General features: G+C 72.3%; 12 protein-coding genes. 4 read left to right on the forward strand and 8 right to left on the reverse strand.

What is annotated here, in order from left to right; all coding sequences use genetic code 11:
- Positions 1-3: 3 nt before the first annotated feature.
- Entirely contained in the window at positions 4-606 is a 603-nt protein-coding gene (locus tag ACVHNB_RS28575) for a class I SAM-dependent methyltransferase (RefSeq protein ID WP_456226224.1), read from the reverse strand.
- 108 nt (positions 607-714) lie between these two features.
- On the opposite strand from ACVHNB_RS28575, the gene ACVHNB_RS28580 reads away from it, so the two are divergent.
- Positions 715-855, forward strand: a complete 141-nt coding sequence (locus tag ACVHNB_RS28580; RefSeq protein WP_428955667.1) for a hypothetical protein — start codon at positions 715-717, stop codon at positions 853-855.
- 100 nt (positions 856-955) lie between these two features.
- Here the strand turns inward: ACVHNB_RS28580 and cimA are convergent, their stop codons facing one another.
- From cimA to ACVHNB_RS28605, 5 genes are all read right to left on the reverse strand, one after another.
- On the reverse strand, positions 956-2,599 hold the full coding sequence (gene cimA / locus ACVHNB_RS28585) for a citramalate synthase (RefSeq protein WP_428955666.1): 1,644 nt from the start codon (positions 2,597-2,599) through the stop codon (positions 956-958).
- 104 nt (positions 2,600-2,703) lie between these two features.
- A complete protein-coding gene (locus tag ACVHNB_RS28590) occupies positions 2,704-3,366 on the reverse strand; it encodes a hypothetical protein (RefSeq protein ID WP_428955665.1) in 663 nt (220 codons plus the stop codon).
- Between the two features lie 123 nt (positions 3,367-3,489).
- Entirely contained in the window at positions 3,490-4,998 is a 1,509-nt protein-coding gene (locus ACVHNB_RS28595) for a tripartite tricarboxylate transporter permease (protein WP_428955664.1), read from the reverse strand.
- A 4-nt stretch (positions 4,999-5,002) separates the two neighbouring features.
- A complete protein-coding gene (locus tag ACVHNB_RS28600) occupies positions 5,003-5,533 on the reverse strand; it encodes a tripartite tricarboxylate transporter TctB family protein (protein WP_428955663.1) in 531 nt (176 codons plus the stop codon).
- Positions 5,530-6,513, reverse strand: coding sequence for a Bug family tripartite tricarboxylate transporter substrate binding protein (locus tag ACVHNB_RS28605; RefSeq protein ID WP_456226225.1), 984 nt, complete (start codon positions 6,511-6,513; stop codon positions 5,530-5,532). The genes ACVHNB_RS28600 and ACVHNB_RS28605 overlap by 4 nt, the downstream gene beginning before the upstream one ends.
- Positions 6,514-6,652: 139 nt before the next feature.
- Here ACVHNB_RS28605 and ACVHNB_RS28610 point away from each other — a divergent pair, with 139 nt between their 5' ends.
- The 3 genes from ACVHNB_RS28610 (at position 6,653) to ACVHNB_RS28620 (ending at position 10,021) form a co-directional block, all read left to right on the forward strand.
- Positions 6,653-7,342 carry a response regulator gene (locus tag ACVHNB_RS28610; protein ID WP_428955661.1) on the forward strand — a complete coding sequence of 230 codons (690 nt, stop codon included), beginning with the start codon at positions 6,653-6,655 and terminating at the stop codon, positions 7,340-7,342.
- A 135-nt stretch (positions 7,343-7,477) separates the two neighbouring features.
- On the forward strand, positions 7,478-8,851 hold the full coding sequence (locus ACVHNB_RS28615) for an FG-GAP and VCBS repeat-containing protein (RefSeq protein WP_456226226.1): 1,374 nt from the start codon (positions 7,478-7,480) through the stop codon (positions 8,849-8,851).
- 165 nt (positions 8,852-9,016) lie between these two features.
- On the forward strand, positions 9,017-10,021 hold the full coding sequence (locus ACVHNB_RS28620; RefSeq protein WP_428955659.1) for a lytic polysaccharide monooxygenase auxiliary activity family 9 protein: 1,005 nt from the start codon (positions 9,017-9,019) through the stop codon (positions 10,019-10,021).
- 75 nt (positions 10,022-10,096) lie between these two features.
- Here the strand turns inward: ACVHNB_RS28620 and ACVHNB_RS28625 are convergent, their stop codons facing one another.
- Positions 10,097-10,960, reverse strand: coding sequence for an esterase/lipase family protein (locus ACVHNB_RS28625; RefSeq protein ID WP_428955658.1), 864 nt, complete (start codon positions 10,958-10,960; stop codon positions 10,097-10,099).
- 235 nt (positions 10,961-11,195) lie between these two features.
- Entirely contained in the window at positions 11,196-12,182 is a 987-nt protein-coding gene (locus ACVHNB_RS28630; RefSeq protein ID WP_428955657.1) for a DNA polymerase Y family protein, read from the reverse strand.
- Positions 12,183-12,185: the final 3 nt, after the last annotated feature.

Raw genomic sequence — 12,185 nt, forward strand, 5'->3', positions numbered from 1 at the left:
CGGTCAGCGCACGGTGGCGACGACCGCGTACCGCTCGTCCGTCACCGGTGCGCCCCACAGGCGCGCGTCCGCCGACAGCGCCTCGTGCCGTACGTCGCCGGCCACGTCCCGCACCAGGCCGGTCAGCCGGGTCGCCGGGATCCCGGTCGGGTCCAGCCGCCCCCACACCCCCTCGACCAGTACGAGCCGTCCCCCGGGCCGCAGCAGCGTCGCCCAGTGGCGCAGGGCGGCCGCCGGGTCCGGCAGGGCCCACAGCACGTGCCGGGCGAGCACCACGTCGTACGAGCCCGTCGGCACCGGCGGTGACGCCGCGTCCCCGAGGAGGAACGCGGCGTCATGGCCGGCCAGCTTGCGGCGGGCCCGCTCCAGCATGTTCGGCGCGAAGTCCACGCCGGTCACGCGGTGTCCGCGCTCGGCCGCGAGGAGCGACAGCGTGCCGGTGCCGCAGCCCAGGTCGAGCACTTCGCCCGGTGCCTCGGGCAGCCAGTCCGCGAGGCGGGCGGCCCAGGCGGCACGGACCTCCGGGTCCCGCATGCCGTGGTCGGGTTCGTCGTCGAATGCGGCCGCCGCCGCATCCCATTCGGCGCTCGCCCGTGAGTACGTCATCCCCTCATCGTGACAACCGCCACTGACAATTGCGCTTCGATGAGCGACCCTCCGGGAACAGGTCTACAACGGCACCACGTTGGATTCCGTGTAGGTACAGGAGGCACGATGCGCCGAGTGACCATGCACAAGCCCACCGGAGCGAGCACCGTCACGCGCCGGCTGCGGGAAGAGGCGGCCGCCGAGCGCGTGCGGGAGCGCCCGGAGGTCCGTAAGGACGTGCGCAAGACGTGGTGGCCGGACGAGTAGGCGGGCGGGTCGCATGAGAGCCAGACGCTCGCGGTAGCGGATGCGGTCGCCGGGGCGCCGCTCGGGCGCTCCGCGGCCTCGTGTCCGTACCGCGGACGGATCAGCTGCCGGGCGAGGTGAACGCGGGCTCCGCGAGCTGCTCCGCCCCGGATTCCGTCACCGGCCCGGCGCTGTCGCGCAGCGTGTACCGGAACGCGTCCAGCAGTGCGTGCCACGAGGCGGTGACGAGGTTGTCGTCGACGCCGACGGTGCGCCAGCGCCGCCGGCCGTCGAAGAAGGTGGCCAGGACCCGGGCGGGGGCGGCGGTGCCGCGCTCGCCGGTGGGGATCCGCACCTGGTAGTCGGTGAGTTCCAGCCCGGCCAGTGCGGGGAAGAGCGTGTCGAGGGCCTGGTGCAGCGCGCGGTCCAGCGCGTTGACCGGTCCGCTGCCCTCGCCCACGGCCACGACCGGCTCGCCGCCGGGGATCCGCAGCCGTACGCGGGCCTCGGTCGCGGCGTCGGCGGAGCCCTGCTCGACGGTGACGCGCCAGTGGTCGACGGCGAACGGCTGTCCGGCGGCCGCCTCCCCGAACAGCACGTCGCGCAGCAGCAGTTCGAAGGAGGCGTCGGCGGATTCGAAGCTGTAGCCCTTGTTCTCCAGTTCCTTGACGCGCGCCGAGGCGCGGGCCACCGGCTCGGAACCGGCCGCCACCGTGTAGCCGAGCTCGCGGGCCTTCAGTTCGACGGACGAGCGGCCGCCCATGTCGGAGACGAGGGTGCGCATCCGGTTGCCCACGACGGCCGGGTCGATGTGCTGGTACAGATCCGGGTCCACCCGGAGCGCCGACGCGTGCAGGCCCGCCTTGTGGGTGAAGGCGGAGGACCCGACGTAGGGGTCGGCCGGCCGGCCCGGGTGGCCGGTGAGCTCACTGATCGCCCGAGCCGTGTCGGCCATCCCGGCGAGCCGCGTGGCCGGCATGGCCTCGATGCCCCGCTTGAGCACGAGGTCGGCGGCGACGGTGAACAGGTTCGCGTTGCCGCACCGTTCGCCGTATCCGTGGGCGGTGCCCTGCACATGGGTCGCGCCCGCGTCGACGGCGGCGAGGGTGTTGGCGACGGCGCAGCCGGTGTCGTCGTGGCAGTGGATGCCGAGCCGGGCGCCGGTCTGCTCCAGTGTGTCGGCCACGGCCGCGTGGATCTGGTCCGGCAGCGAGCCGCCGTTGGTGTCGCACAGCACGACGGCGTCGGCGCCGGCCTCCGCCGCCGCGCGCACGCATTCATGCGCGTAGGCGCGGTTCACGCGGTGGGCGTCGAAGTAGTGCTCGGCGTCGACGAACACCCGCCGGCCCGCGTGGACGAGGTGCCGCACGGTGCTGGAGATCATGGCCAGGTTCTCGGCGAGCGAGGTCCGCAGCGCCCGTTCCACGTGCCGGACATCCGTCTTGGCGACCAGGGTGATCACGGGCGCGCCCGAGGCGAGCAGGGCCTGTACCTGGGGGTCCGTGGCGGCCGCGCCGCCGGGGCGTCGCGTCGCCCCGAATGCGGCCAACTCCGCTGTTTCCAGGGTGAGTTCGGTGCGGGCACGGCGGAAGAACTCGGTGTCCTTGGGTACCGCGCCCGGCCATCCGCCCTCGATGAACCCGACGCCGAAGGCATCCAGGTGGCGCGCGACGGCCAGCTTGTCCTGCACCGTCAGCACCATTCCCTCCTGCTGGGTGCCGTCTCGCAGAGTGGTGTCGTAGAGCTCCACGCCTTGCACTGCCATCACCGTGACCCTCCTGGATAGCTCACTGGGGCGCCACGGTCCGGCAGAGTCCTCAAGAATCGCTTGACCGGTGCCTGTCGGCACCGGCGGAGCGTGTCCGGCGGCTATTTCAGGAGGGACATTTCCACGTCCACATAAAGGGATCCCCCATTGTCCTTTCTGTCTTTCTCCACCTTCAGCAACACATAGTCGTCTTCTGTCGTCTTGACGCAGACGTATTCCCCTGGGCGCAGATTCACCCTTCCCGGTCCCGCTTCCCCGCCGAGGCCCTCTTTGCATTGCCCGGGTGTCGGCGGATCGAGTCCCATGCCCTTGACCCGCGACGGGTGCGCCGTGTCGGACGATCCGGACAGCCTGTGCCCCGTGACCTCAATGTCCTTGAAATCGAGCGCATAGGGCGACCAGAGGGTGTCCACGTCGTAATTGTTGCTGTACAGCCCCACCGTTACGGGATCGCTCCAGGCTCCCGCCGTGAGAGTGGGCGACGAGGACGGAGGAGGCGCGTTGGCGTTTCCGTTGGCCTCCTGATCGGCACCCCCTTTCCCCTTCGGCTCGGAGGTCTGTTTGCCCGGAGGGTCCGGACGGTCGTCGCCGCTCTGCCAGAACGCCGCGATAAGGGCCGCCGCGACGGTGGCCGCCGCGCCGATCAGGGCCGTGACGACGACCCAGAGGGGGCGATGCGAAGGGTCGGACGGCGCAGGATGGTCATCAGGTGTCCCCGCGTCCGGAGGGTTCGGCGGTTCACCGCCCGGATCCTGCTGTGACACTGCGTCCTCCAGCGGCTTTCCACGGCGTGCTGCCGTCTTCGACCGTAGCGACACCGGCGGCGGGTGCGCTGCGGCCGAGAACCGACGATCCACACCATTTCGAGCCGCGGCGTACAGCGCCGCTCACGCCGTCCTGTCCGCGTCGCTCCTTCCGCCCCGCACCACCAGCTTCTTCACCAGCGGCCACGCCACGATGACGAGCACGACCGCGTACACGGTCACGGAGAAGGGCGTGTCGACGAGGCCGCCGACGCTGCCGTCGCTGATCTGGAGGGCGCGGCGCAGTTGTTGTTCGGCGTTCGGGCCGAGGATGACGCCGATGACGGCGGGCAGGACGGGCAGTCCGTAGCGGCGCATGCCGAAGCCGATGAGGCCGATGATCAGCAGGATGACGAGGTCGACGGCCTCGCCGCCGACGGCGTACGCGCCGACCGCCGCGAAGAAGAGGATGCCCGCGTAGAGGTAGGGGCGGGGGATGCGCAGGAGCTTCGCCCAGACCGGGGCCAGCGGCAGGTTCAGGGCCAGGAGCAGCACCATGCCGACGAAGAGGGACGCGATCAGGCCCCAGACCAGCTCCGGTTCGCGTTCGAACAGGAGGGGGCCCGGCTGGATGCCGTACTGCTGGAACGCGGCGAGCATGACGGCGGCGACGGCCGTGGTGGGCAGGCCGAGCGTCAGCATGGAGACGAGGGTGCCGGCCGCCGACGCCGAGGACGCCGACTCGGGTCCCGCGACGCCCTCGATGGCGCCCTTGCCCCACTCGTCCTTGTGCTTCGACAGGCGCTTCTCGGTGACGTAGGAGAGGAAGGTGGGGATCTCGGCGCCGCCCGCGGGGATCGCGCCGAACGGGAAACCGATGAGCGGGCCGCGCAGCCAGGACTTCCAGGTGCGCTTCACGTCGGAGCGGCCGAGCCAGGGGCGGCCGACGGGGATGGCCTCGCCGCTGGTGCGGCGCAGGTGCGCGGCGACCCACAGGGCCTCGCCGATCGCGAAGAGTCCGACGGCGACGATGACGACGTCGACGCCGTCGGCGAGCTGCAACGAGCCGAAGGTGAGGCGTTGTTGGCCGGTCATCTGGTCGAGGCCGACCAGGCCGATGGTGAGGCCGATGAGGAGCGAGGCGAGGCCGCGCACACGGGACGAGCCGAGGACGGACGTCACGGCGATGAACGCGAGGACCATGATGGCGAAGTAGTCGGGCGCGCCGATGTCGACGGCGAGCGAGGCCACCTTGGGCGCGAGCGCGACGAGCAGCACCGTGCCGATCATGCCGCCCGCGAAGTGCCCGATGGCGGCGGCCGCGAGGGCCTGCGCCCCGCGCCCGGACTTCGCCATCGGGTTGCCTTCCATGGCGGCGACGACGGCGGCGCTCTCCCCCGGGGTGTTGAGCAGGATGGAGGTCGTCGAGCCGCCGAACATGGCGCCGTAGTAGATGCCCGCGAACATGATGAACGCGCCGGTGGGTTCGAGTCCGTACGTCACCGGGAGCAGCAGCGCGACGGCCATGGCGGGGCCGATGCCGGGCAGCACGCCGATGGCCGTGCCGAGCAGGACGCCGACGGCGGCCCACAGGAGGTTGATCGGGGTGAGGGCCGTACCGAAGCCGTCCAGAAGGGAGTTGAAGGCATTCATGGCGTCACAGCACTCCCATCAGGGGGCCGCCCGGCAGCGGGACGCCGAGCAGGTTGTTGAAGACGACGAAGGTGAGCAGGGACAGGCCCGCGGCGATCAGGGGGTCGCGCCGCGGGTGGCGGCTGCCGAGCGCGTACGCGGCGCCCCAGAACAGCAGGGCGCCCGCGACCGGGAAGCCGAGCGGTTCGATGAGGACGGCTGTGGCGAGGAAGACGCCGGCGAGCAGCAGTACGGTGCGCCAGTCGGCGGGTTCGGAGAGGTCGATGTCCTCGCCGCCCTCGGCCTCGCCGCGGCCGCCGCGCAGCACGTCGACGGCGAGGAGCACCGCGACGACGAGCAGGCCGGTGCCGACCACGATCGGTACGGTTCTCGGTCCGACGGGTCCGCGCTGGGTCAGGTCGACGTCCATGGTGAGCGCGTCGGTGAGGACGAGCGCGCCGAGCGCCAGCAGCAGGACGCAGACGCCGAGTTCGGAGTGTTCGCGCAGCCAGGACGTCCGGGTCGTGGGGCGGTCCCGGTTTTCGGGGAGGGTCACAGTCCCAGCTCCTTCAGTACGGAGACCACGCGCTTGTCCTGGGCGTCGAGGAACGTCCCGAAGTCGTCGCCGACGAGGAACGCGTCGTCCCAGCCGTTCTTCTTCAGGGACTGCTTCCATTCGTCGGAGGCGTGCAACTTCCTTACGAGGTGGGTGAGTTTGTCGCGCTGGGTGCCGGAGAGGCCGGGCGGGGCGACGATGCCGCGCCAGTTGGTGAAGTCGACGTCGTAGCCGGACTCCTTGAGCGTGGGGCCGTCGAGGCCGGGGACGCGCTCGGGGCCGGTGACGGCGAGGAGGCGCAGTTCGCCGCTCTTGATCTGGTCGAGGTACTCGCCGACGCCGGAGACGCCGAAGGCGACCTTGTTGCCGAGGATGGAGGCGAGGAGTTCGCCGCCGCCGTCGAAGGGGATGTAGTTGACCTTCTTCGGCGCGATGCCGGCGGCGCGCGCCATCAGCATCGGGGCGAGGTGGTCGGGCCCGCCGGGCGAGGAGCCGCCGCCCACCGGGAGCTTGCCGGGGTTCTTCTTCCAGGCGTCGACGAGCTGCCCGATGTCCTTGTACGGGGAGTCCTTGGCGACCACGACGACGTCCGCCTCCTCGGTGAGGCGGGCGATGGGCGTGGTGTCGGCGAGGGTCGTCGGGGCGTGGTTGGAGCGGGCGGCGCCGACCACGCCGAGCCCCATGGACATCGCGAGCTTGCCGTTGCCGTGTTCGCCGACGAGCCGGGTCAGGCCGACGGTGCCGCCGGCGCCGGGCAGGTTGAACACCTCGATGGTGTGGGTGAGTCCGGCGTCCTCGGCGTTCTTCGCGGCGGTGCGCGCCGTGATGTCGTAACCGCCGCCGGGCGTGTTGGGGACCATGAGGCGCAGGCCGGGGATCTGGGTGCCGGTGTCGGCGCCGCTGCCCGTGGTGAGCAGCGGCGGCCCCACCAGGACGAGCAGCGCGGCCCCGAGCAGGGCGAGGGGTGTGCGCAGGCGCACGGGTGCCACCACCTGTCGAGATACGGAGGGTCAGGGGGTTGTGAGGTGGCCCACATGTTGCCTACGCGTTAACGAGCTGTCTCTCTTCCGCGCTTAAGGAACGTTGTGGTCCTTGTGGTCGCGCCCCTACCCTGCGCCAGTGACGAAAGTGCTGGTCGTGGACGACGACTTCATGGTCGCCAAGCTGCACAGTCGGTACGTGTCCGGCCTTGACGGATTCGTGGTGGCCGGGGTGGCGCACAGCGGCGCCGAGGCGTTGCGCGCGGCCGAGGCGGTACGTCCCGATCTGGTGCTCCTCGATGTGTATCTGCCGGACATGGACGGGATCGAGGTGCTGCGGGAGCTGCGGTCGGCGGAGGAGCGGGATCCTTCGCGTGCGCCGGTGGACGCGCTGTTCATCACGGCGGCGCGGGACGCGGAGGTCGTGCGGGCCGCGCTGCGGGCCGGGGCGCTGCACTACCTGATCAAGCCGTTCAACCAGGCGGCGCTGCAGGAGCAGTTGCGGCACGTGGCGGCGCTGCGGGCACGCCTCGACGACCTCGACGAGGCGCGGCAGGAGGACGTCGACCAGATCTTCGGTGCGCGTCCGCCGGGTTCCAGGGAACTCCCGAAGGGCCTCGCCGCGCACACGGCGGATCTCGTCGAGCGCACCCTGCGCGCGCACCCGGAGGGCCTGTCGGCCGCGGAGTGCGCCGAGCGGGCGGGCTCGCTGTCCCGGGTGAGCGCGCGGCGGTACCTGGAGTTCTTCGCGGGGACGGGGCGGGCGCGGGTGTCGCTCCGCTATGGGGGCACGGGGCGGCCGGAGCGCCGTTACCGGTGGGTGGCCTAGGGGCCGGCCGGCGGTTCAGGTCGCGTCCGGGTGGCCCGTGCTGTTCTGTGCCGGATCCCGCGCCCGCGGCCGGATCCGCCGGACAGGCCCCTGGGGCAGGTCGGCTCGGAGGGGGCTGGAGTGCGAGGAACGATCATGAGCGCCGCGGCGGCGCTGGCGGCCGTGCTGGTGGCGACGGTGTGCGTCGCCGACCGGCCGGCCGGTGGCGGCGGGGAGCGGCCGGTGTCCGGGGCCCAGCGGCCGCCGGCCGGAACGCCTTCGGCGCATCCCCGGCCCGGGGACCTGAACGGCGACGGCTACGACGACTTCGCCGTGGAGGCGGGCGACCGCTTGGTGGTGGTGTACGGGTCGGCGGACGGCCTGGATCCCCGGCTGCGTACGGTCGTCGCGACGCCGCCCTCGAAGTGGAGCGAACAGCGGCGGCTGCTGCGCGTCGACCTGGACCACGACGGCTTCACCGATCTGGTGCGGGCCCCGGAGATCAGCCGCCCGGCCGTCCTGTGGGGCGGGCCGCGCGGGCTGAGCGCCCCACGGCCGCTCACCGGTGCGTCCAGGAGCCCGGCGGCCACCGGCGACTTCGACGGGGACGGCAACGCAGATCTGTTCGTCCCGGGCGGGGCCGAGGGTCCGCAGGGCACGGTCTGGTACGGGCCCGTCGGGCGGGACGGCACCCCGGCCCGCCGCCAGGAACTGACCGACGGGCACGCCCGGGACTCGATCCCCGACCGGTTCCTCGCCGGCGACTTCGACGGCGACGGGGCGACCGATCTGGCCCTGTGGTTCGTCTGGACCGACCCGGAGATGGAGGGCGACGGCGACGTCTCCGTCCGGGGCGCGCACTATCTGCGCGGCGGCCCGCGCGGGCTCCGGCTCGTCGAGCGCCGCGAGCAGCCGGACATCGGCCTGGAGGGACAGCCCGGGGACGTGGACGGCGACGGCATCGACGACCTGTACTCGGCGAACTTCGGTGCGTACGAGGGGAAGTTGGGGGCGGGGTACTGGCTCAGCACCCGCTCGGGACCCGAGACCGGCGGGAAGGGAGGCGTGGGCACCGGCTCCCCGCCGGGGCTCGGGGACGCGCCCGACTACGGCGGCATGGGCGGCACGGCCCTCGGCGATGTGACCGGCGACGGCAGGGCGGATCTGGTCACCTCGGCGACCGGTGCCGACGACAACAACGGCGCGGTCTGGCTGATCCCGGATCTGCTCGGGGCGCGGGCCGCGGATATCCGGGCGGTGACCCTCGACAGTCCGGGCGTCCCGGGCAGCAACACGCCCTCCCCCGGCCGCGGTCCGACGCGCAACCGCATCACCGTCGAGGGCCCGCTGCTCGACACCGACGGCGACGGGCACCTGGACGTGGTGTTCAGCGCCTCGGGCTACGTGCGGCGGAACGGACGGGACCCGGACGCGTTCTGGGTACTGCGGGGCACCGACACGGGGATGCGGTACCAGCGGCATTTCACGTCCGAGGACCTCGACCGAGGCAGCGCGCAGCACGTTCTCTGATCACAGCCTGAGCCCGGCCTTAAGTGCGCCATAAAGATCGACTCAGGACGCCCACAGGGGCCGACCGGGGCTGTTTCCCGGGCTAACTTGCATGTCACCGGGGCCCGTTCACCTGACGGAACGGAGCTTCCCCCCACCCCTGTCGTCCCACCGAGGAGTTCCCCCATGCCCGCACGCCGCAAGGTCGCCGCTCTCGCCGCCACCGGCGTCGTCCCGCTCGCCCTGACCGCCCTGTCCGCCTCGCCCGCCGCGGCGCACGGCACGCTCGGCGACCCGGTCAGCCGGGTCGCGGCCTGCTACGCCGAGGGCGCCGAGAGCCCCACGTCGGCGGCGTGCAAGGCGGCGGTCGCGGCGGGCGGCTCGCAGGCCCTGTACGACTGGAACGGCATCCGGGACGGCGAGGCCGGCGGCAAGTCCGAGGAGCGCATCCCCGACGGCAAGCTGTGCTCGGCGAACTCCGACGAGTTCAAGGGCATGGACCTGGCCCGCGCCGACTGGCCGGCCACGAAGGTCTCGGCGGGCTCGTACACCTTCAAGTACAAGGTGACCGCCCCGCACAAGGGCACCTTCAAGCTCTACATGACGAAGCAGGGCTACGACGCGTCGAAGCCGCTGGCCTGGTCGGACCTGGACCTGCAGAACCCGGTGGCGACGAGCACCGACCCGGCGGCCGAGGGCGGCTTCTACACCTTCTCCGGCAAGCTTCCCGAGCGCACCGGCCGCCAGCTGATCTACGGCGTCTGGCAGCGTTCGGACAGCCCGGAGGCGTTCTACTCCTGCTCGGACGTGACGTACGGCGGCAGCTCGTCCGCGGGCGCGGCCCCGGCGGCGTCGGCGCCGTCCGACGAGCAGATCGAGCAGGACGCCGACAAGTCGACGATCGACCACAGCGGCATGGACATGGGCGACGGCTCCGCGACGCACGAGGGCCACGAGTCGGCGGCCCCGGCGGCGCAGGACGCCGGCACCCCCAACGCCCCCGAGGTCAACGGCGGCGGCAGCAAGGAGCTGGCGGGCCAGGACGCTTCGGAGAACCTCGCCGAGACCGGTGGTGACTCCACCACCCCGTACATCGCGATGGGCGGCGCGGCCGCGCTGGCGATCGGCGCGGCGGGCCTGTTCGCCTCGGTGCGGCGCCGCGCGGTGACGGGCGGCCGGCACGGCCGCTGATCCCGCACGCACGACCGGACCGCCGTCTCCCTGCCCTGCGGGAGGCGGCGGTCCTCAACTGCATCCGAGGGAATGTCAGTTGAAGCAGTCGGTCGGGGTGGCGTGCGCGGGGTCGAGGGCGTTGGCGACCTCGTGGTACGCGACGAGGTCGACGGTCCCGATGGTCACGTGCTCGGAGAGGTCGGCGGGGCACAGGTCCTGCACGACGACGTTGCGCACGTCGGGCCCGTCGAGGAACTGGGTCCGGTAGGGGGTGACGACCTCGTCGTACTTGGTGGCGATGACGGTGTAGTGGACGCCGGGCACGGTGTCGCCGCCCGCGTTGAGCTTCTTGACGAAGTCCGATCCGGCGATCTGGTCGGCGAGGGACGGTGTCGCGAGCGTCAGCAGCGGCTCGATGCCCGGGAAGTAGGGCAGGAGTTTGGTGAGTCCGCTCAGGGTGGTGCCGTGGTTGTCGGGCGCGATGCCGACGAGGGCGTTCACCTCGGCGGCGCCGCCGAGGAACTTCAGGTAGTAGCGCGGCATCATGCCGCCCTGTGAGTGCCCGACGAGGTCGACCTTGGCGACGCCGGTGGCGCCGCGCACCTTGTCGACGAAGGCGTCCAGCTGCTCGGCGGACTTGGCGATCGGACCGAGCCCGTTGAAGAGGGGGACGCCGGGCAACTGTCCGTAGTCCAAAGAGAAGACGCAGTACCCGCGCTTGACCAGGTACGGCGCGAGGACGAGCCAGTTGTCGACGGAGTTGCCGAACGTGCCGTGGACGAGGACGACGGGCCTCGGGTGCGCGGCCGACGGCTTGCAGGAGTAGTCGTTCCAGCCGCTGCTCGGCGCGGCGGCCGTGGCGTGGGCTGCGGTGAGGGGGGTCGCGGTGGCGGCGAACAGGGCGGCGGCGACGGTCACGGCGCGCAGTGCCCGCCTCCATCTGTTTCTGGGCAGCATCGTGAATCTCCTCGCGGCTCAAGGGAGTTGCACGGAGCTTGCCGTGCCCATGCCAAGTTACGCGTGAGTAGTAGAGGCGTGAAGTTACGCGTCGGTAAAAATTTCTAGCACGGATTGCGGGTGACAGTCCTGATGGGGTGTCACCAGAGGGGCCGGATGGGCGCGTCGGGCGCCAACGCCCGGCCGCACACCACCCGCAGAAGCGATCTTGGCCCGCGCCCCACGGCGAGCGGGCTCACGCGGCCAGCGAGGCCGGCACGATGACCCCGGCCCCGAACTTCGCCCGGGCCCGGTCGGCCACCGCCTCCAGCACCCGGGCCCGCTCGTCCACCGGGTCGAAGGTCAGCTGCCGGGCGGCCCCTTCGGCCGGCCCGAGCCCCTCCGCCCGCAGGGAGACGCCCCGCACCCTGGCCCGCTGCAGTCCCAGTGCCTCGTACATCCGGTACGCGGCCCCGGCCAGGGAGACGGAGTGGGCGGTCGGCTCGGGGAGCACCCGGCTGCGTACGGTCGAGGACCGGTCGGCGTAGCGCACCGTGAGGGTGAGCGAGCGGCACACCTGCTCCTCGTCGCGCATCCGGGCGCCCAGCTCGTCGGCCACGGCCAGCAGGGCGCGCCGGTGCCGGAACGGGTCCAGCTCGTCGCGCACGAAGGACCGTTCGGCGGCGAGTGAGCGCGCGGCCGCGTTCGGGGTGACCCGGGCCCGGTCGATGCCGCGCGCCTTGTCGTGCAGCTCGCGCCCGACGCGTGCCGTGGTGAGGCGCTGCAGGGTGGACAGCGGCGCGGCGGCGAGCCGGCCGACCGTGTCGAGCCCGTACTCGCACAGGGTCCGCGCGGTGGCGGCGCCGACCCCGGGGAGCGCGCCGACGGGCTGTCCGTCGAGGAACTCCGGTACGTCCCGCACCACTTCGGTCACGCCGGTCGCGGCCCCGCGCGCCGCCATCCGCGCGACCATCGGCCCGGGTCCGGCCCCGATCACGCACTCCACGCCGTACAGGGCGACGGCCCGCACCCGGATCACCGAGGCGATCCGGCGCGCGTCCCAGCCGAAGTAGCGCACGGCACCGCGCAGGTCGACCAGCGCGGAGTCCGGCGGCAGCGCCTCGACGACCGGGCTGAACTCGCCGAGCAGGGAGAGCAGTTGTGCCAGGTACGCCTCGTGGGCGGGCGGCAGCAGGAACCGCACGCACAGCACACCGCCCAGCTCGTCACGTTCATGTTCCACCGA

Source organism: Streptomyces sp. YJ-C3, assembly GCF_053891275.1.